We start from the raw sequence: 19,958 nt of genomic DNA, 5'->3' as shown, positions 1-19,958 counted from the left end.
GCCAGCCTATCCCTTTGCAACTCCCAGTGGAAGCATCCTTGCAACAAGCCTGGATATGCCGGTCTCATGGGCTGTCCTGACCACCAGGTCAACATCCTTGTAGGCACCGGGGGCCTCCTCTGCAACCACTGGCATGGATGTTGCCCGCACATAGATGCCCTCACTTTCAAGTTTTCTCTGAACCTCCTCTCCACGGTAGGTTTTCTTTGCACCGGCACGGCTCATCTTTCTCCCGGCCCCGTGGGCGGTCGAACCGAAGGTTTCATCCATTGCAACCTCTGTTCCGTGGAGTAGATAGGATGATGTTCCCATGGTACCTGGAATTATGACTGGCTGACCTATCTTCCTGTACTCCCCGGGAATCTCCTTTCTACCTGGCCCAAAGGCCCTTGTTGCCCCCTTACGGTGGACGAAGAGCTCTGTATCACGCCCCTTTACATTGTGGACCTCCCTCTTTGCTATGTTGTGTGCCACGTCATAGACGATCTCCATCTCCATGTCCTCTGCACTCATACCGAAGACGCTTTCAAAGGACTCCCTCACCCAGTGGACTATCATCTGACGGTTGGCCCAGGCATAATTTGCTGCGGCTGCCATGGCCTGGAAGTAATCCATGGCCTCATCTGAATCCACAGGGGCGCAGGCAAGCTGCCTGTCAGGTATGTTTATCTTGTATCTCCTGTATGCCTTGTCCATGAGCCTCAGGTAGTCTGAGCATACCTGGTGGCCGCAGCCCCTTGAACCTGAGTGTATCATAACGGCGACCTTACCTGGACTCACACCGTAGGCGGCGGCAGCCTCCTCATTGAATATCTCATCTATCATCTGGACCTCAAGGAAGTGGTTACCTGATCCAAGGGATCCCAGCTGGGGTATGCCCCTCTTCTTGGCCTTATCGCTGACCTTATCTGCACTGGCATCCTCCATTTTGCCGTTCTCCTCCAGGAATTTGAGGTCCTGATCCCATCCGTATCCATTTTCAACGGCCCATTCGGCCCCGTTTTCAAGAACCTCATCGATTTCACCGGGTCTGAGCCTTATTTTTCCCTTGCTCCCAACGCCGGATGGTACGTTGGTGAAGAGGGTGTTTATGAGTTCCTTTATCTTTGGCTTCACATCCTCATGGTCCAGATTGGTTCTGACCATGCGGACACCACAGTTTATGTCGAATCCAACACCTCCAGGGCTTATGACTCCTGTACGGGCACTGAATGCCCCAACACCCCCTATGCTGAACCCGTATCCGAAGTGTATATCTGGAAGTCCAATTGAGAACTTCTGGATACCGGGGAGGCATGCAACGTTTGCAACCTGATCAACCGCCCCCTTCTCAAGGTCCCTGAGGGCCTCATCATTCAGGAATATTCTTCCAGGAACCCTCATTCCCTTCTTATATGATGTTGGAACTTCCCAGACGGATTCTCTTACCTTAACCAGCTCTTCCCTTATATCCATGCGCATCATCCTCTCTACTTATAAATCACAGATCCAGAATAACTCTTGCCTTTATGAGTCCATCCTCTTCAAGGATATCCATCATGTGAAATGTCACGGCTTTAACCTCATCACGCCTCTCATGGTGGTCCTTGATCACCTCTCCTGAGGCTTTACCTCTAAGCCGAAAGCCATCATCATCTTCAGTTATCTTAACTTTGAACTTACTGAATAAAATAAATTCAGTGTCATGTATAAAGAGGAGTTCGTCAAGCCAGTCATAGAGTAGTGAAACCATATCCTCTGATTTTATTTCCACCCTCCTGCTTTCCTCTGCTTTGACAAGTGATGTGTCTGTCATTATCTCGAACATTGCAAGGGCGGCGTTTTCAAACACCTCCTCTGGTGTACGGCCATAGGCCCAGTATCCTGCATCTGCAGTCACATCAAAGAATTCAAACCTTTTCATTGGGGACTCTCCATTTATCTGATTCAGAGGGGCCACCGGTATTTCATTTTCCTGGTTAGTTTTCAGATGCTCTCTATCTCTTTTTTTAAATAAATCCCTGGTGAAGATGATAATGGAGTGGTAGTATGCACAGTCTCAGGAAACCAAACAGTATCAGGAGAAGGTTCTGGCTGCTGACAGTGGCCGGTGTTGATCCAGGATCATTCATCTTAATATCATTGGTACTTTCTGTCATAGTATGGGGCCTTCTCATGGTGGCGGCAGGGACCAACTCCAACTGCCCTGCGGGGGTCTGATCAGTCCAGACACCTCTTAAGTTCATCCCTGCTGAATCTGGGGATCACAATCCTTGAATTACCACGAACACCCCTACCTGTCAGTCTAGTGTCAATGAGCCTTAGGAATTCCAGCTTCTCAATTGTCCTGTTGAATGACGAGTAACTCGCCCCTGTCCTCTCATGAAAGAGCTCATAGAGTCTGCCAGCGGTTATGTCGTCATCCTCAGCCTCGATCATGCTCAGGAGAAACTCTCTTTCCTGTCTGTTGAGTGTCCTCACGGTGTGCATGAGGTTAACCGGCCCGGCGCTCCTCATAGCCCTTTCAAGGTGTTCCTCTGTTATTAGGGGTGAGGCGTCTGCCTCTGCAAGGTTGCCGCACACCCTCAGGAGGTCTATGCCGTAGCGCAGATCCCCGGTATCCACAGTGTGATCGGTTATTCTATCGACGAGTTCATCTGAGATTACGCCTGGATAGAAGCCCACCCTAACACGATCTCTGAGGATATTGAATATCTCCTCACGGGTGTATGGTGGGAATATGATTTCCTGGGGTATGAATATGGAGTTGACGTTTTTATCAAGGGCGTACCTGAATTCAATGTCAGATAAAACCGCGAATACACCGGTTCTTACACCCTCAAACACCTCATGGGCCCGCAGTATATCGTAAAGGACCTTGTTGGCGTTTTTACTGTAAAATAGGTGGTTTATATCATCCAGGGCCACCACAAGCGCCCTGTTTTCACTGGACAGGTGCTGCATTATTGCCTGGTAGATCCTGGAGAACGGGACGCCTGTTTCAGGGGGCTGATGCCCGAATATTTTGCTGTAGATCTGTGAGAAGATACCGAATCTTGTGGTGTGAAGCTGACAGTTTATATAGCAGCAGACGACGTTTTCGGATGTTGACTCAACCATTTCAAAGATCTTTTTGATGGCGGTGGTCTTGCCTGTTGCACAGGACCCCAGTATAACGGCATTCACGGGCCTCCCATTCCTCAGGGCAGGTCTTATGCAGACTGCAAGGGCCTCCATCTGGGATTCCCTGTACCTGTAGTTCTCAGGGACATAGTCAGGGTCAAAGGCATTCATATCCCTGAATATGGTTTCATCATGAAGCAGTATATCCCTTATATCCTTCATATCATTCACAGCTTGTTTTGAATGGGCATGTGGATTTTTTGTAGAGCACATGAAGATATTCAGAATGATTTATCTGGTAACGACTTAATAAGGTTTTTATCTGGGGTTTAGGTATCCTTTGGAGGGTTGCATGTGTCTGAGGGTAATGGGTTAATGGGGGTTTTTTCTTGGGGAGTCCCGCGTTAATCGCGTCTATGAAGGAATCAGTTTAAAATCAAATAGAATATGAATCCACATTTTAATTTCATGATTAGGGCGTCTGGTGGAAATCACTACTAAAAGCATCTGATAACCGGATGACGTTAATCCAACCGTTAGAGGGCATGCTTAGACTGAAGACATGGTTCATCACTTTAAAGATCATCAAATCGGATGATCATGTTGGGGGGTACAGCATTTATATGCTGCATAGCTTTCTGACAAGGCTACCATCTCTCTAGCTGGATCCTTCCATTCCTTTCAATCCACTCTATCAGTCTCTCAGCATATTCAAGTTTGAGCCTCTTAACTGGATCCGCCCTTCCTGTTTCGGAACCCATATCCGGCCTTGAGTATCTGGTTACAACCTCACCGAAGTCCATACCGGCCAGTATCACGGTTTCTGCACCGAGAGCCTCTGCAAGGAAAACGGCCCGGTCACCATCTGTGAAGCCCCCAAAATTGTATATGCATCCATAGGGGACACTCTGGGTTGTCCCAATAAAGTTCTGGAGGCGTGGCAGATACTTCCTGAGCGCTTCAAGGTTGTTTCCATGGGCATGAACCACGAGGTATGCCCCCCTCCTGTTGGCCTCAATTATATCCTCCATTCTACCGTCAAGGTCTGTCACGATTATATGGGGGATTAAACCCTCCTCAAGAAGCGCTGTTGTTGCACCATCTGCCGCCACTATGGTAACATCCCTTCCGAGCAGTTTGAATCTTTTAACGTGTTCTCTGAGTGATGGCCCAGCACCGAATACGATGAAGTCCAGTGAGGGAACCGCCAGGCTTTCGGGTCCCGGGCAGCCATGTTCCCTCAGGAAGGATTCCAGGTAGGATGCAGACTCCTCATCGGCCTTCCTGCTGAATCCAAAATCATCAAGTATTCTCCCATACCATTCGAGCCAGACTTCCATTTCCATGGGACAAATCTAGCGGGGGTGATATATGATTCTTTTGATCAGACACAAACTTTCTGGTTTCATCCAATGGCAAAGTTCCAGCGACTCCATGTGGTTCTCCAACTTGAACTTTATGGCATCATCACATGTGTAAATCTTTTTAAATGCACGGATTAAAAATAAGTACAGGTTACAGAATCCACTTGAATCTGGAGGTTTTTTGGAAATGGATGAAACACTGCTTATGATCCCCGGGCCAACACGGGTGGCCCAGAGAGTCCTTAAGGCAATGTCAGAGAACATTGTTAACCACAGGAGTGCACTGTTCGGTAAAATACTCACTGAAACAACCGAGATGATGTCCGATGTCTTCAGGACAAACAATAAATCTTACCTGCTAACAGGGTCGGGGACGGCTGCCATGGAGGCGGCGGTTGCAAACATCATTGAACCCGGTGACAGGGTCCTGAACGTTGTTGGAGGCAAATTCGGTCAGAGGTTTGCACAGATAGTGGAGGCCTTTGGCGGGGAATCAATCAGGATAGATGTGGAGTGGGGCAGCGCCGTCAACCCTGATGAGATAGGATATATGCTTGAGGAGAATGATGATATAAAGGCAGTCACCGTTGTCCACAATGAGACATCAACCGGTGTTGCAAACCCAATAAGGGAGATAGGTAAGATAATGGCGGATTATGATGCCCTCTACATAGTTGACACGGTTTCATCCCTTGGTGGGGACGAGGTTGATGTTGACGGCTACGGCATAGACATCTGCGTGACCGGCTCCCAGAAGTGCCTTGCAGCCCCACCTGGCATGGCAGCCATAACACTCAGTGACGATGCCTGGAAAGCTGTCGAATCGGTGGATAACCCCAGGACATACTACCTGAACCTCAAGAAGTACAGGAAGAGCGGGGATGCAGAGCCACCTGAAACCCCCTACACACCTGCAGTCTCACTGATATACGCAATGCACGAGGCCCTTAAGGTGATAATGGAGGAGGGACTCAACAACAGGATAAAGAGGCATAAACTGGCAGCTGAGGCAACCAGGAATGCTGTAAAGGCCCTCAACCTTGAACTATTCCCTGATGAATCGGTATCATCCACCACAGTGACGGCCGTTAATCTCCCTGAGGGCGTCACCGATGGGGAACTAAGGGGGACAATGAGGAACAAGTACCACGTTGAACTAGCAGGGGGCCAGGACCACCTCAAAGGCAAGATATTCAGGATAGGCCACATGGGTAACATAACCCACAGAGAACTCATAATAACATTCTCAGCCCTGGAGATGACCCTAAGGGAGCTGGGCTTTGAAGTTGAAATGGGGGAGGCAGTGGCTGCGGTCGCTGACACCTACCTCCCTGAGGATGTCTGAACTGGATTATTTCCTTTAATTCTTTTTTCAGGCCAAAATTCCTTTTTTCCTAGATCTATAAATCTGGCAGCGGTATGTTCTCTTCTTCAACCATTAACTCCACGAGATAGGGTTCTCCTGAATCAAGACCCCTCTCAACGGCCCCTGCAACGTCATCAATTTCATAAACCCTCTCTGCACCTATACCATATGCACCTGCAAGCCTCACAAAATCAGGGTTCCTCATCTTAACAGAGTAGCTTGCACCGTATTTCATCTCCTGCCACTGCCTTATAACATCAAGCTGCCTGTTGTTCAGTATGCACATGGTGATTCCAAGGTCCAGTTCAGCCACGGTCCCGAGTTCCTGCATGGTCATCTGGAAACCCCCGTCCCCTGCCACCAGCAGAACATCGTCATCCGGCCTTGCAAGTTTCGCACCCACTGCAGCCGGCAGGCCATATCCCATGGGTCCGAACCCCCCGGAGAAGAGGAGGCTGCGTTCCCTGAGAACCTTCCGGTGGAGGGTGACCCAGGTTGTGTGACTTCCTGCGTCACTGACCACAATCGCATCTGGTGCCGCATCGAGGATCTTCCGGACAGCTGAGGAAGTCTTAAGGATTTTCTCTTCGCCAAGAGGTAAATCATAGAGGGATGGATTTTTTGCTCTGAAGCCATGAAGTTCCCTTAACCATCTAAAAGGATGTTTCACATGAATACCATGCATCAGAAAGTCCCTCACATTCATATTTAACCTGAAATCTCCCCTGAGAACATGAGGATCTGTATTAACGTGTATAATCCTGGGGTTATCAATCGCCGCTGAGGTCCTATCTGAGAGCCTTGATCCGAGCACCAGGAGAACATCACATTCCCTTGCAGCATAATTTCCTGCGGGAGTCCCCCTTGTACCTGCCATTCCAAGGCAGAGGGGGTGGTCCTCGGGGAGAACACCCCTCCCGCTGTAGGTCGTCACAACCGGGAGCTGGTTTTCAGCGATAAATTTCCTGAACTCCTCAACGGCTCCGGCCCAGATTATACCCGCCCCTGCCAGGACCAGGGGCTTTTCTGCTGACCTCAGAACTTCAATGGCATCATCAAGGCGTGGTGTTCTAACGGGTGTGCTGGGGGGTTTTTCAATGGTCCCCACCCCCTCCTCAAGCACGTCCTTGGGGAGGTTGATGTGCATCACACCTGTGACTCCCATTTCAAATGCATCGAGGGCTTCAATGAGTGCGAGGGCAGCATCCTCCCCATTACGGGCGGTTCTACTTTTCTTCACAACTGGACTGAATACACCCTCTATGTCTGCCTCCTGGAACCTGCCGCCACCTTCACCCTGGGCCAGGTCCCCTGTTAGGGCTATGAGGGGCACTGAATCGGTGTTTGCAGCGGCCACCCCCATCACAAGGTTCAGGGCGCCGGGACCACCGGTGGCCACACATATCCCTGGCCTTCCAGAGGCCCGGGCGTAGCCATCTGCCGCATGGACAGCCCCCTGCTCGTGCCTCATGAGAACATGCTGGATCTCCGATTTTCTGAGGGCCTCATAGAGGGGTAGTATCTGTTCACCTGGATGCCCGAATATGTGGGTGAAACCCGCCTCCTCAAGTATCTCTGTGAGTATCTCTGCGCACACCTTCATGACTTCAAGTATATTCTGCCAACTATTTAAATCATGAAATAGAAAAATTACCATAAGTGGGGGTTTATTATGAGCGGGCAGCTAGATTCTCTCCTTAAGGAGGAACGAATTTTCAATCCAGATTATGAGACAGTTAAAAACAGCAATATAAGGATCTGGATGGATCAACACGGCATAGATGATTATGATGAGCTCCTTGAGAGGGCCAGGTCAGATCCTGAATGGTTCTGGGATGAAATGGCATCTGAACTTGAATGGTTCACTCCATATGAGAGGGTCCTTGAATGGGAACCACCCCATGCCAGATGGTTCACAGGCGGAAAGTTCAATATAACCTACAATGCACTTGACAGGCACGTAGCTGGCCCTGAAAAGAACAGGGTCGCCTATATATGGGAGGGTGAGGATGGTAGCGTCAGAAAGCTCACCTACTATGACCTCTACCGTGAGGTTAACCGTCTTGCCAATGCACTTAAAGGTATGGGTGTCGGGAAGGGGGACCGTGTGAGCATCTACCTTCCAATGGTCCCGGAGCTTCCAGTTGCTATGCTGGCATGCGCAAGGATAGGGGCCGTTCACAGCGTCGTATTCAGCGGATTCTGGGCCAAGGCGTTTCGTGAGAGGGCTGCAGATGCAGAGGCAAAGGTTGCAATAACTGCAGATGCATTCTACCGGAGGGGCAAGATAATAAGGCTCAAGGAGACCCTTGATATGGTGGCAGATGACATACCATCACTTGAGAGAGTCATAGTCGTTGACAGGCTCGGCGAGGAAGTGAACATGGTTGAGGGACGGGATGTGCGCTGGGAGGATGCAGTTGAGGGGATGAGCGATGAATGTCCCTGTGAGGAGCTCGACCCGGAGGATCCACTCTTCATACTCTACACATCGGGCACAACAGGAAAACCCAAGGGTGTGGTGCACACACATGGAGGCTACGCAGCTGGTGTAAGTTCCACCTACAGGTTTGTATTTGATGTGAAGGAGAGGGACATATGGTGGTGCGCAGCGGATATAGGGTGGATAACGGGTCACAGCTACATAGTCTACGCCCCCCTCATTGAGGGCTCAACATCGGTTATGTATGAGGGGGCCCCTGATTACCCGGACCCTGGAAGGATATGGAGCATGATTGAAAGGTACGGTGTTACCATATTCTACACTGCCCCCACAACCGTCAGGCTCTTCATGAAGTACGGGAACAAGTGGCCTGAAAAGTATGACCTCAGCACCCTCAGGCTCCTTGGATCTGTGGGTGAACCAATAAACCCTGAGGCATGGATGTGGTACTACAGGATGATTGGTGGTGGCAGATGCCCCATCATGGACACCTGGTGGCAGACAGAGACCGGGATGCACATGATAACACCTCTTCCTGTAACACCGCTCAAGCCGGGGTCTGCAGGGAAGCCCTTCCCCACAGTGGTGGCTGATGTGGTTGATGATAACGGTGAGAGCATACGTGGAAGCGGAGGGCACCTGGTTATAAGGACTCCCTGGCCTGCAATGTTCAGGACACTGTTCAGGGAACCTGAGAGGTATGTGGAGGCGTACTGGAGCACCTTCCAGGGGGTTTACCTTAGCGGGGATGTCGCAAGGATAGACGAGGATGGCTACTTCTGGATACAGGGAAGGGAGGATGATGTCCTCAATGTCGCGGGTCATAGAATAAGCACCGCCGAGGTTGAATCGGCCCTTGTAAGTCACCCTGACGTTGTCGAGGCCGCGGTGGTCGGAAAACCGGATATACTGAAGGGTGAGGAGATAGCGGCATTCGTGACACTCAGGGACACCGTGAAACCGGTACCACGCCTCAAGGGCGTTCTGAGGGAGCACGTCAGGAGAGAAATAGGACCCATAGCAAGCCCGAGTTACATTGAATTCGTTGAGGACCTCCCAAAAACACGTTCAGGTAAGATAATGAGGAGGGTTATAAAGGCCCTTATAAGGGGTGAGGATACTGGTGATCTGAGCACACTCTCAAACCCTGAATCTGTGAGGATGCTTGAGGAGAGGCTTCAGACAATTTAATCCAATCAGTCCTCCTGGTAGCTCCCACTGTACCTCCCAGAGCCCTTAACAGGGAATACAACTCCCTGTGCTATCCTCTCACCCCTTTTGATCCTGTACTCATATTCTCCACAGTTCTGGACAAGGAACTGGAGCGTTCCTTTGAATCCCGGGTCCCCAACCGCGGTGTGGACCGATACAAAGGATCTCAGCAGAGTAGACCTTGGAAGGTAAAGCATGGCATAACCCTCAGGTATCTCTATCCTTCTATCCACACTCACAAGATATGATTTCCCAGGTTCCAGTGTGTATACAGGGGGATCCAGCCTTTCAAGGGGCGGCAGATCCTTTTCATCATCAATCAGTGAACCTGGCCCCGTCTGCCGGTAAACCTCATCAACACGGAGGTCAATCCCTGCAGGTTGCACAAGTTCCTTGAAATCCGGAAAAAGCCTTATTAACTCCTTTTCTCCGATCATATCTCATTCCTCTCTGTTGATACTGGTTATATAAGCTCATCCAGTTTAAGACTTATTAGATGTGACTCCATAGTTATATCTGGTGGTACCATGCCTGTTATTCAGATAAGCTGCAACAAGCTGACAAGGGAAAAGAAGAGGGAACTCGTAAAACGCATAACAGAGGTCTCAAGTGAGGTGATGGGCCTTCCAGAGTCAACCATAACAGTGCTCATAAGGGAGGTCCCACCCGAGGATGTTGGTGTTGGGGGGATACTCCTCTGTGACAGGGATTGATCAGATTTTTTTAATTTTCAGGTGAGGGGCGGTTAAGGGAGTAATTTAAGATTTTTTAATTTTCAGCTGGAGGAAGATCAATTAAAAATACTGTTACAGTGTCCCGGGAGGTTTTAACGGTTCTCAATTCCAGAGACTTCACAGAATCGTCGTTACGGTACTGAAGACGTTTCCACCTGGAATCCTCACCCCTCTTAGCTGCCCTGGTTATCTCGTTTAAATCATCCTCCTGAAGACCGCTGAGCACATCCTCAATGCTCTCACCACCTGCAGTTTCCAGGCCGGTTAAGATTGAGGCTGCTCTATTTAGTTCATCAATCCGGATATCATCCCCAATTCTGAAGTTGAGTATGGCCAGAGGGGTTGACTCAAAAATTTTCCTGAACAACTTCTCCCTTGTTTCAAGTTCAGCTATCCTTTTCTCCATTTCACCCAGGACGATTTCAGATTCAAGGCGGAATGATATGTCACCTGCAAGTTCACCCAGGAGTTCCACCTCCTCAGGGTCGAATGAATCCTTCTCTGAGGAGTAAACGGTGAGGGCTCCGATATTCTCGCCCCTGACCCTGATGGGAAGTCCCATAACAGACATGTACCCCCTGTCAATGGCCTCATCCCTCCACGGCGCGAATGATGGATCATTCTCTGTATCCCTTATAATTACGGATTTCCCCTCCTTTATGGACCTTCCTGTGGGTCCCTCGCTGTACCTGCCCTCACCCCAGCTCACCCTTATTGAGTCGAGGTATCCATCATGGAACCCATAATCTGCAACCGGACGGACGGATCTGAATTCATCATCCTCCTTAAATCCTATCCAGGCCATCCTGTAACCGCCCACATCAACCATGATCCTGCATATCTCCCTTAAGAGTTCTTCAGTATCCTTGATCCTGACTATGGCCTGGTTACAGTCACTTAGCATCCTAAGGGAACGGTTGAGTTTTCTTATCTTCCTTTCGCTTCTGTGCCTCTGGATGGCCAGTTCTATTGTGAAAAAGAGTTCCTTCTCATCAAATGGCTTTATGAGGTAACCGTATGGCTCAACCTCTCCGGCACTCTCCATCGTGGATTCCTCGGAGTGTGCTGATAGAAAAACAACGGGTATATCAAGCTCTTTTATCTTATCTGCAGCTTCCACTCCACTCATGGGGCCCCTGAGGATTATGTCCATGAGAATAAGGTCTGGCCGGTGTTTCTCTGCAAGTTCAACTGCAGCCTCCCCGCTGTGTGCAATTCCAGTCACATCGTATCCCTGAAATTCCAGTTTCCTCTGGAGGTCCATTGCAGTTATTGCCTCATCCTCAACCAGCAGTATCCTTGCAGTCATCTTGAGCCCACCCTCTATGGGAAGTGGAGATCGCATTGTATAAAAATGGATCGCATTGTATAAAAATTTTTGGATGATGTGGAGGGATGACTGCTAATAAAGCTGATAATCAGGTCAGGTAAACAGCTGATCGGCCATCCATTCAGGCCGGAATTCCATGATGTCATCGTATCCCTGCCCTGTACCGAGGAATATTATTGGTTTACGGATCATGTAACCTATGGATAGGGCTGCTCCGCCACGGGCATCGGCATCAGCCTTGGTGAGGATAACGGCATCTATGCCCACGGTTTCATCAAATTTTGTTGCCTGTTCAATGGCGTCGTTACCTGTAAGGGCATCACCAACAAATACTATGAGGTCAGGCTTCACAACCCTCTTTATCTTGGCCATCTCATCCATGAGATTGACGTTTGTCTGCATTCTCCCAGCCGTGTCTATGAGGACAACATCCTTACCCTGAGCCTTCGCATGGGATACGGCATCGAAGGCCACTGCAGCAGGATCAGCTCCCTTTCGATGGCTTATAATTTTAACACCAAGTTTATCTGCGTGTTCATGTATCTGCTCTATCGCCCCGGCACGGAAAGTGTCTGCTGCAGCCATAACAGGTTCAAGACCCATCCTCATGAAGTACCTGGCCACCTTGGCGATGGTTGTTGTCTTACCTGTACCGTTTATACCCACGAACATTATGACCAGGGGCTTCCTTTTTTCTGCAAGTTCTCTGATTTTAACGCCATCAACACTCAGAACATCCATGACGGCCTTTTTAAGGGCCTCCCTTGTGTAATCTGAGATCTCGGTACTCCTCTTAACCTTCTTACCAACCAGCTCCTCCCTGAGTTCCTCAACGATTCTTTCGGCCACTTCAAGGGCCACATCACTTTCAAGGAGGGCCATTTCCAGTTCCCAGAGGACGTCCTCAACGTCCTTCTCTGATATCTTCTTTTCTCTGAAAAATGAAAGGAAACCTGAGCCCTCTTCATCGCTCCGGTCCTCAGTTTCATTATCCTCCGCTTCTGGAATGGGATTCTCAGTTTCTATCTTCTGGGTTGCATCAGCTGCCACAGGCTCAGGGCTGCTCTCTTCTGGGGAGACCTTCTCACCCTCAGATGGGGCTTCAGCACCTGAAGATACCTTCTCGGTGATCTTCCCCACTGTTTCAGTGAATTTTTTCTTCAGAGATTCAAACACTTACTCCTCACTTCCCCTTACCCTTTTAAGGAGTTCCTCTGCCTGAGGAGATAGTTTAAGGATGATGTCAGTTATTTTGCGGAGGTTTTCCCCCATTTTCTGGAGTGTTGCCTCAAGTTCCTTCTTCTGTGAGTCGATGGTTTTCATGGCGTCCTCAAAGTTCTTCTTTATGGCAACACCCGCACCGACACTCATTATGACCTCTTCTGTCTCCTTGAGTTCTGCCTTTATGAAGGAACCGGCACCAACAGGTACAAGGGTTTCAGAGCCATCCTTTCCCTGAATGTCCTTCAGGGTGTTTTCAAGTATCTCCAGTTCGCTGATTGTTGCCCGGACAGCCTCCATCTGCTGCTGGATGAGTTCAGCCTGGCTCTGGTAAATGTTTAGCTGGTTCACTATCTCCTCAAGTTTCTGCTGGTCTTCCATGGGATCACCTCTGGACCAGCGCCCTGACCACCGGGTCCTCTACCTCCTCGGGTGATATCTCCTCTATCTCCTCAATCATAACCTTGCTTCTTGGAACCCTGTGTTTACTTCCGAATTCGGAGTATAGTCTCTCGTAGATCTCCTCTTCCTTTATTGCCTTGAGTTCCTTTGTGAATGGCTGAAGTTTATCACCCATCTGGAACCTTCCTTTAACCCTAAATATCTTCGTTTTCATTTTTCATCCCTCAAGAAAACCTAAAGCTTCTTCTATCCTTGCAAGTTCAGGTCCTGTGGTTTCTTCACCCACAAGGACACCATTTGAGTTGGCTGCTGAGCAGGCACCTACAAGTGCTACACCATGGTTGACGGTGCCAACATCTGCCTCCACCCCCAGGGTCCCCTCCACGACCCTCAGCTCGTTCTCTGAGATGTGGGGGTGCAGGAGTGCTCCGCGGTTGGTCACAGCCCCCAGGGATCCTATGATGTTGAGGCCTGCAACTGTGGATACTTTAACATCAACCTCAAGAACATCCCCTATAACGTTCAGGGCATCCTCTGATAGCAGTGGACTTGCAACGGCACCATTATCATTGGCCAGAACAAGGTTGCCAACCGCCGTGAACCTGTCGGGGATACGGGTAACCTCAAGACCTGCAGCCATGAGCGCCTCAACTTCACGGTCCATTGCCTGATTTGAAACCACGAAACCGTTTGAATTTCCAACCGAAAGCGCCCCGTTTAGGCTGCTGCCACTGAGGGATGTCCTCAGGACTTCAACTTCAAGGGCCTCCCTCAATGCATCCTCAAATTTTGGGGATGTATTAACAGGTATGAGGGCCACACTGTCAGTTACAGAGATGTAGACTCCAATGTTGGGGTTTCCGCTGAGGTTGATCCTTCTGATCATAATCCACCATTTTTTTTATTCTTCGAGAATGGCTTCCACCACGCCGTCATCATCCTTGACGGCTCTGACCTTTATCCTGGGGGGAATCTTCTGGATACCCCTTTCCCAGATTTTTTCGTTGATGGATTCATCAATTTTAACGGTGTCTGTCTTCATGTGTTTCATGAGAAATTCTCTGACAATCTTAACAGCCTTCGGTGCTCTTATGGTTCTTGGAACTTCCTTTGCCTTCCGCAGGGGTATAACGTAAATTCTTTCCATGTTAAGATCCCTCCTATACCTTGAGTTTGGTCCTTCTCCAGTGCCTCATCTTTGGATGGCTTCTGACCCTGTAATTGGTTTTAACCATCACCCATGCGGGCACCCTTCTGTTCTGTCTGTTAGCCTTCGCCATTCTAAGTTTCCTGGCAACATGTTTGTTTCTACTCATTCAGCGTCCTCCTTGCTGTGGATCTTTCCAGCCAGTAACCCTGGTCTGGAAGTGAACGGGGAAGAATGACTCTGATCTGCAGCCCATCTTCTCCATGAGGAGGCGAACCTCAACCTCATAGTCGGAGCTGTTTTCAGGATTACTCTTCTCCCTTTTAAGTGTGAATAACTCTGAAGCGAATCTGTTGATGGTCCTGTAACCAAAACCATCAAGGTTCACATATTCAACATCTCTACGGTCTTCAAGACTCTGTATTTCATCCCTTGTAAGCTTTGGGGTCCTGTCATCACGTCGCGTTCCATCAGCAACCAGATCATACTCAGCTGCAGCGGCCTCAACGGCGCTTCTGTGTATATGCATTATACCGTTATTGGGGAACCCATCATTTATTATCATTTCAGTGGCTTCCCTGATCACATCCCCACTGAGTTCAAGGACCCTGTGTTTGAATCCCAGGGCATCTGCAGCCATGGATGCGGGTCTCCAGGAATCATAGACACCAAAGTTCACAGTTACAAGTTCAGCCTGGATCCCCATCCTCTGGAGCATCACAGCCATCAGTGAGCTGTCCTTACCGCCACTGTAGAGTACGCATGCATTCATTTTCTACTGATCTTTATCTCCCTTTTTTTGCCAGAAACTTTCTTGAGCAGCTCCTTTAGCTGTTCATCTGTTATCTTTGACCTCACACGACCCATCTGGGCCAGCTGTATCAGCTGGAGTTCTATCTGCTCAACGAATTCTGGCCTTGTAAGCCTCAGATTTGCAAGACGGCTGCGGGCTTCAGGGGTGAGTATCTGCATCATTATCTGTTTCTTCCGCATTTCCAGCTGCTGACGCATCTGCTCCTGGGCTTCAGTTTCCATTGCCTGTTGCTGTGCCCTCTGCTGGAGTTCCAGCATCTTTTTGCGACGTATTTCTTCGAGGTCTGTCAATTAGAAAACCTCCCAGGCCCCTTAATTTTTTCAGTAATTCTCAAGGCCTTCAACTTCTTTTTTTACTTCAGCGGCAGCCTTATCAAGGAATGAACGACCTTCAGGTGTTACGACTCTCCCACCATCCTCCTTTGTTATGAGGCCTGATTCTTCAAGCTGCTGAAGGGCTCTCCTTATTATTGCACCGCTTCCCCTTCTGAACCTTTCTGGCCGTGAACCCCTATCCTTTTTACCGCCGTAGTGGGTCCTGAGGCTGTTAACACCCACAGGCCCATCGATATAGACCCTCCTCAGAAGGGCAGCTGCCCTCACATACCACCAGTCAGGGTTCTCGGGCCTTCTTTCCTTGTGGACACCTGTCTTGACAAAGTTAACCCACTCAGGGGATTTAACTTTACCATCCTTCTTAAGGTCCTCGGCAACCTTATTTATAAGCAGATCTGCTGGCACATCATAAACTGTAGTCATATTTATCCTCCTAAGATCTTTTTTTGAAAATTATTGCCACATTTCCTCTTAAATCTATGAGCTTAGAATTTGTTTTTTCAACTATCTCGGTAATATAGCTTTCTTTTTGTGAGGCCACTGTCCTGGCGAATCTTATCTTTATAAGTTCATTTGCCTTCAACTGCCTCCTGACCTCTTCAATGAGACTTTCGGTCACTCCTGCCTTTCCCACGTTTATTGTGAGCGCCGAAAGTGACCTGCTCATCAGTTCCTTTTTTGATGGTGTGAGACTCAATTTTATTTCTCCTTTTCTGTTTTTTTTCCTGAATGTAGGGGAATCTCATGATGTGACCGCACTCATGACACCTAAAATTAACCTTCCCACCGGATATCCTTACGGTGCAGTTTGAACCTGGTTTGAGGAAGCTGTAACACCTCCTGCAGAACCTCCTTCTCCACTCTCTGGGAATCCTTACACGGTACTTCATAGATATGTTTCTTGCAAGTTCGGTGTACCTGTGCGATCTCCCCGGGTTGGCCGCAAATTCACGGTCAGCCATTCTGAAGAGGATGTCTATTCTCTCACGGGCAATTTTCAGCATCCATCCGGGTCTCTTTCCTCTCCTCAAGGTTTAACCTCTCACAAACGGAATAGAACATCCCTGATCTTGCACATTAAGATGGTGTTGTAACTTAAGCACAAGAAGAATATTATAAGTGGTTTGTGTTTCCATATTTAAAAAGTTTTTCCATCAACCAAGGAGCCATCCTGAGAAGTCAACCCCACCCGGCGGGCACACCATGGAACCATTTATAATATCCTTTATGATACCGGCAACCGCGCTGGCTGATCTGCCGGTTGTATCAACCTCGTGGACCCTATCACCATGGATCTCAACAGCCTCCACCAGGCACACGTCCAGGGCCTCGGCCTCAAGGTTCTCAGCGATCTTCTCCTCAGGGTAACCCCTTGCCTTAAGGCGCCCCTCAAGGATTTTTGGGTGGAGCCTCAGCACTATCACCATGCTGCAGCAGCCACAGAGATGGGAGAGGTGACCCTCGAGGATGGCATCGTCACCCTCAAGGCCCTCAACGTGTCTGCAGAGGGATTCAATGTCCACCTCAAGGTAACCACGGTCAGGGTTACTTCCAAGGATGAAACCCTCCTCCAGCGCAAGTTCACCCACGGAAAGGACCCTGAAACCGGAATCCCCGAGAATTCCAGCCACGGTACTCTTACCAACACCAGGGGTTCCTGTTATGCAGATGGGCCTCATTATTTCAGCTTTTCAATTATCATCTCTGCAACCCTTCGACCTGAGACCAGCATACCCCCGAATATGGGGCCCATACGTGGGGCGCCGTAGACTGCGTTGCTCGCCATACCAGCCACATAGAGGTTGGGGTAGACCTCGCGGGTGTTATCTATGAGGGCGGCCTCACCCACATCGGCCCACATTGACCTTTCACCCTGTATCCTGCCATCGGGGGTGTTGAGTTCCGGGCCTATCTTCCGCTCCACGACCTTCACTATCTCACAGTCATGGCCGGTTGCATCTATAACAGCCCCTGCCCTAACGGTGAGGGGGTCAACGTGGAGTCCGGCCATCTCAACAGAGCTCCAGTTAAGCACAAGACCTGTTATGCCCTCGTCACGTATCATAACGTCCTCTATGCTCATGAGGTTGAATATCTTGAGGCCTGCCTGGCATGCCCTTGAGCAGAGGGTTGATGTTGCCTCAACAGAGTCTGCAACATGGTATCCTTCATCGTAGGGCTTTGACCTTACACCAAACTCATCCAGGATCTCCTTACCCTCATCCTGGACAACGATCTTGTTGAACATCATACCGCCGCCCCACATACCCCCACCTATGGAGAGCTTTCTCTCAAAGAGGGCAACCTTCAGGCCCGCCCTTGCAAGGTAGTAGCCTGCTGTAAGTCCGGAGGGTCCCCCTCCACCAATTGCAACGTCCATTTCCATGTAGTCCAGGAGTTCCTCCATGTATCCTTCAACAATGGCTCTTGAAATTTTTATATCGTCAAGTTTCATCTTCACACCTTCAAGTGATATGTGTTCGTGATACACATTTCTATTTAATTGTTCCTCCAAATGGGAGTTCACTTCTTTATGATGATCCTCAGCACATCCTCATCGTTGAGGACATGGTCGATTCCCACCTTCTGACCGTCAAATTTAACCGAGCTACCCCAGACCCTGGCGTGCCGGAATTTACGGACAAAGTCTCTGTGGAGTTTCTGACACACGTCACCAACGGTTGAACCCTCCTTAATTATCAGTGGTTCACTGTAGTCTGCCTTCTGTCCCTGTGGCTTCATGTATATCCTTATAAGCCCAAGGCGGTTAAATATTTCCTCCCTGAGCTCATCGATGTTCAGGTTCCTGTCTGCAGATATCAGCAGGGCATCTGGAAATTCGTGCTTTATATGGTTCAGATAGGATTCATCCACAAGGTCTATCTTGTTTATAACTGTGATGGCCGGTATGTAGGCGCGGTTTGCCTCCATAACATCTATGAACTGGTCAACGGTTATATCCTCCCTTATGAGTACATCGGCATTGTGGATGCCATACTCATTGAGCACAGAGCGTATGATCCTCTCATCAAGGTGGGTCAGTTCAACTGTTGATGACAGCTTCACACCACCCAGTTTTCTCCTCTTCACGGTCACATCTGGGGGCGTCTCATTGGGTCTTATGCCAACATCCCGAAGTTCACGTAGAATCACGTCCATGTGGTCCGTGTTGAAGACATCCAGCACAATGACTATGAGGTCAGCGCTCCTTGCAACCGACAGTATCTCCCTTCCACGGCCCTTACCGCGGGAGGCACCGGTGATTATCCCTGGTATGTCGAAGATCTGTATCTGAGCCCCACGGTACTCCATCACACCAGGCACTATCTCAAGTGTTGTGAACTGGTACTCCCCAACCTTTGACTCTGCATTGGTGAGTTCGTTGAGGAGGGTGGATTTACCGACAGAGGGGAAACCGATAAGCACAACGGTGGAGTCGCCTGATTTCTTTATATGGAAACCCTTCCCCTTCCCTGAGGATGACCTTCGCTGGAGGGCCTCCTCCTTCAGGCGGGAGATCTTCGCCTTCAGTTTCCCTATATGGTGTGCGGTGGCCTTGTTGTAGGGGGTCCTCTGTATCTCCTCTTCTATCTTTTTGATCTTCTCCTCGATATCCATAATACTCACATGAACATTGTTGAAGCGGGGCAAAATCAGTGTAATCATTCAATGTTCTCTAATCCACATTATTAAATATTTTCCCTTATAATTTTATATCATAAATGTTGGTTTTTTTGTTTACTTTTAATCCTATTTTGACATACTATTTCATATAATAATAATACATTAACCTTTATGGTCAATGCCAAGAAATAAACATATGGACATGTGTTTCTGTCATATTTAATGCCCTACCTTCTTTTTTCTTTTTTTAGTCATGTTTGGGGGAGACTATACCCCATCCCAGATGTTTAAGTCCATTTAAGCAGCAAGGTTTCCCTAATGGTCTTCCCGTCTTTGTTGCAGATACGTAATCCCATATGACCCAGTCTTTGAATTCGTAACCTTTGACATTTAGAAGGTAGTGGCCGTACCACTCCCCGTCACTGCACTTGACCTGGACATGTTCTATTTTCACCATGTACCCCATTTCTTCCATGACACGCTGAAACAACTGACAGGCATCAGTACAGTTTATCCCGCTTGTTGTCATTCTCATGACTGCAACATGATTGGGGACCTGATCATTATAGTAATATTTATACTTGCAAGTCTTTTTCACCTGTTCATAGAGGCTCGTTGCATCATGAAAAGTACCTATCTTTTCGATGACCTTAGTTGTCCAAGGCCCTTTTAAAGATGGTTGAGGTTGAATGCTGATATAATTAGGTTCACGGCCATTGATCCTCACAAAATCCTCGTAGCGCCTTAACATATCCTTGAATGTTCCTAAAGGAACATGGTCACTTTTACCTTGTTCAATGTATATTGTATTAGGTTCACGGCCATTGATCCTCACAAAATCCTCGTAGCGCCTTAACATATCCT

The 19,958-nt window shown here is 48.8% G+C and carries 26 protein-coding genes; 4 read left to right on the top strand and 22 right to left on the bottom strand.

What is annotated here, in order from left to right; translation table 11 throughout:
• Positions 1-6: 6 nt before the first annotated feature.
• Both L5462_RS00800 and L5462_RS00795 read right to left on the bottom strand, forming a co-directional pair.
• Complete coding sequence (locus tag L5462_RS00800) at positions 7-1,455, bottom strand: RtcB family protein (protein WP_237778944.1); 1,449 nt, start codon at positions 1,453-1,455, stop codon at positions 7-9.
• A gap of 25 nt (positions 1,456-1,480) precedes the next feature.
• Positions 1,481-1,903, bottom strand: a complete 423-nt coding sequence (locus L5462_RS00795; protein WP_237778943.1) for an archease — start codon at positions 1,901-1,903, stop codon at positions 1,481-1,483.
• A 125-nt stretch (positions 1,904-2,028) separates the two neighbouring features.
• On the opposite strand from L5462_RS00795, the gene L5462_RS00790 reads away from it, so the two are divergent.
• Positions 2,029-2,199 carry a hypothetical protein gene (locus tag L5462_RS00790; protein ID WP_237778942.1) on the top strand — a complete coding sequence of 57 codons (171 nt, stop codon included), beginning with the start codon at positions 2,029-2,031 and terminating at the stop codon, positions 2,197-2,199.
• Here the strand turns inward: L5462_RS00790 and L5462_RS00785 are convergent, their stop codons facing one another.
• Together L5462_RS00785 and L5462_RS00780 are read right to left on the bottom strand one after the other, a co-directional pair.
• Positions 2,200-3,324 carry an ORC1-type DNA replication protein gene (locus L5462_RS00785; protein WP_237778941.1) on the bottom strand — a complete coding sequence of 375 codons (1,125 nt, stop codon included), beginning with the start codon at positions 3,322-3,324 and terminating at the stop codon, positions 2,200-2,202.
• A gap of 425 nt (positions 3,325-3,749) precedes the next feature.
• Complete coding sequence (locus L5462_RS00780; protein ID WP_237778940.1) at positions 3,750-4,448, bottom strand: 6-hydroxymethylpterin diphosphokinase MptE-like protein; 699 nt, start codon at positions 4,446-4,448, stop codon at positions 3,750-3,752.
• 205 nt (positions 4,449-4,653) lie between these two features.
• On the opposite strand from L5462_RS00780, the gene L5462_RS00775 reads away from it, so the two are divergent.
• Positions 4,654-5,811, top strand: coding sequence for an alanine--glyoxylate aminotransferase family protein (locus L5462_RS00775; RefSeq protein ID WP_237779483.1), 1,158 nt, complete (start codon positions 4,654-4,656; stop codon positions 5,809-5,811).
• A 55-nt stretch (positions 5,812-5,866) separates the two neighbouring features.
• Here L5462_RS00775 and L5462_RS00770 read toward each other — a convergent pair whose 3' ends face one another.
• Positions 5,867-7,435 (bottom strand): thiamine pyrophosphate-binding protein, encoded by a 1,569-nt coding sequence (locus tag L5462_RS00770; protein ID WP_237778939.1) that lies wholly within the window; start codon positions 7,433-7,435, stop codon positions 5,867-5,869.
• 69 nt (positions 7,436-7,504) lie between these two features.
• On the opposite strand from L5462_RS00770, the gene acs reads away from it, so the two are divergent.
• Positions 7,505-9,466, top strand: coding sequence for an acetate--CoA ligase (gene acs / locus L5462_RS00765; protein ID WP_237778938.1), 1,962 nt, complete (start codon positions 7,505-7,507; stop codon positions 9,464-9,466).
• A gap of 5 nt (positions 9,467-9,471) precedes the next feature.
• Here the strand turns inward: acs and L5462_RS00760 are convergent, their stop codons facing one another.
• A complete protein-coding gene (locus tag L5462_RS00760) occupies positions 9,472-9,924 on the bottom strand; it encodes a deoxyuridine 5'-triphosphate nucleotidohydrolase (RefSeq protein WP_237778937.1) in 453 nt (150 codons plus the stop codon).
• 90 nt (positions 9,925-10,014) lie between these two features.
• On the opposite strand from L5462_RS00760, the gene dmpI reads away from it, so the two are divergent.
• Entirely contained in the window at positions 10,015-10,200 is a 186-nt protein-coding gene (dmpI, locus tag L5462_RS00755) for a 4-oxalocrotonate tautomerase DmpI (RefSeq protein WP_237778936.1), read from the top strand.
• 55 nt (positions 10,201-10,255) lie between these two features.
• Here dmpI and L5462_RS00750 read toward each other — a convergent pair whose 3' ends face one another.
• From L5462_RS00750 to L5462_RS00675, 16 genes are all read right to left on the bottom strand, one after another.
• The gene (locus L5462_RS00750; RefSeq protein ID WP_237778935.1) at positions 10,256-11,566 is read right to left on the bottom strand and encodes a GAF domain-containing protein; all 1,311 of its coding nucleotides are present in this window, start codon (positions 11,564-11,566) and stop codon (positions 10,256-10,258) included.
• A 78-nt stretch (positions 11,567-11,644) separates the two neighbouring features.
• Positions 11,645-12,727: a signal recognition particle-docking protein FtsY gene (gene ftsY / locus L5462_RS00745; RefSeq protein ID WP_237778934.1), complete on the bottom strand. Its 1,083-nt coding sequence runs from the start codon at positions 12,725-12,727 to the stop codon at positions 11,645-11,647.
• Positions 12,728-13,153, bottom strand: a complete 426-nt coding sequence (gene pfdA, locus L5462_RS00740) for a prefoldin subunit alpha (RefSeq protein ID WP_237778933.1) — start codon at positions 13,151-13,153, stop codon at positions 12,728-12,730.
• Positions 13,154-13,157: 4 nt separating this feature from the next.
• Positions 13,158-13,388 carry a 50S ribosomal protein L18Ae gene (gene rpl18a / locus L5462_RS00735; RefSeq protein ID WP_237778932.1) on the bottom strand — a complete coding sequence of 77 codons (231 nt, stop codon included), beginning with the start codon at positions 13,386-13,388 and terminating at the stop codon, positions 13,158-13,160.
• A gap of 3 nt (positions 13,389-13,391) precedes the next feature.
• The gene (locus L5462_RS00730; RefSeq protein ID WP_237778931.1) at positions 13,392-14,060 is read right to left on the bottom strand and encodes a translation initiation factor IF-6; all 669 of its coding nucleotides are present in this window, start codon (positions 14,058-14,060) and stop codon (positions 13,392-13,394) included.
• A gap of 15 nt (positions 14,061-14,075) precedes the next feature.
• On the bottom strand, positions 14,076-14,321 hold the full coding sequence (locus L5462_RS00725; protein ID WP_237778930.1) for a 50S ribosomal protein L31e: 246 nt from the start codon (positions 14,319-14,321) through the stop codon (positions 14,076-14,078).
• 13 nt (positions 14,322-14,334) lie between these two features.
• The gene (locus L5462_RS00720; protein WP_010877221.1) at positions 14,335-14,490 is read right to left on the bottom strand and encodes a 50S ribosomal protein L39e; all 156 of its coding nucleotides are present in this window, start codon (positions 14,488-14,490) and stop codon (positions 14,335-14,337) included.
• Positions 14,491-15,093, bottom strand: a complete 603-nt coding sequence (locus L5462_RS00715) for an asparagine synthase-related protein (protein WP_237778929.1) — start codon at positions 15,091-15,093, stop codon at positions 14,491-14,493.
• Entirely contained in the window at positions 15,090-15,425 is a 336-nt protein-coding gene (locus tag L5462_RS00710; protein WP_237778928.1) for a DNA-binding protein, read from the bottom strand. Before L5462_RS00710 ends, L5462_RS00715 begins: the two co-directional genes overlap by 4 nt.
• Before the next feature lie 30 nt (positions 15,426-15,455).
• Complete coding sequence (locus tag L5462_RS00705) at positions 15,456-15,893, bottom strand: 30S ribosomal protein S19e (protein ID WP_237778927.1); 438 nt, start codon at positions 15,891-15,893, stop codon at positions 15,456-15,458.
• A gap of 10 nt (positions 15,894-15,903) precedes the next feature.
• On the bottom strand, positions 15,904-16,137 hold the full coding sequence (locus tag L5462_RS00700) for a YhbY family RNA-binding protein (protein ID WP_237778926.1): 234 nt from the start codon (positions 16,135-16,137) through the stop codon (positions 15,904-15,906).
• Positions 16,070-16,501, bottom strand: coding sequence for a ribonuclease P protein component 4 (rnp4, locus tag L5462_RS00695; protein WP_237778925.1), 432 nt, complete (start codon positions 16,499-16,501; stop codon positions 16,070-16,072). The genes L5462_RS00700 and rnp4 overlap by 68 nt, the downstream gene beginning before the upstream one ends.
• Positions 16,502-16,624: 123 nt before the next feature.
• Complete coding sequence (locus L5462_RS00690) at positions 16,625-17,149, bottom strand: adenylate kinase family protein (protein ID WP_237778924.1); 525 nt, start codon at positions 17,147-17,149, stop codon at positions 16,625-16,627.
• Entirely contained in the window at positions 17,149-17,925 is a 777-nt protein-coding gene (locus L5462_RS00685) for a sulfide-dependent adenosine diphosphate thiazole synthase (RefSeq protein ID WP_237778923.1), read from the bottom strand. The genes L5462_RS00690 and L5462_RS00685 overlap by 1 nt, the downstream gene beginning before the upstream one ends.
• A 68-nt stretch (positions 17,926-17,993) precedes the next feature.
• Positions 17,994-19,088, bottom strand: coding sequence for a GTP-binding protein (locus L5462_RS00680; protein ID WP_237779482.1), 1,095 nt, complete (start codon positions 19,086-19,088; stop codon positions 17,994-17,996).
• 253 nt (positions 19,089-19,341) lie between these two features.
• Positions 19,342-19,958 (bottom strand): pseudomurein-binding repeat-containing protein (locus tag L5462_RS00675; protein WP_237778922.1); only part of this gene is annotated, 617 nt, incomplete at its 5' end.

The sequence above is a fragment of the Methanothermobacter sp. K4 genome (assembly GCF_022014235.1).
Classification (GTDB): domain Archaea; phylum Methanobacteriota; class Methanobacteria; order Methanobacteriales; family Methanothermobacteraceae; genus Methanothermobacter.
The sequence above is the reverse complement of the archived record's forward strand: the minus strand, read 5'-3'. Positions and strand labels throughout refer to the sequence as shown.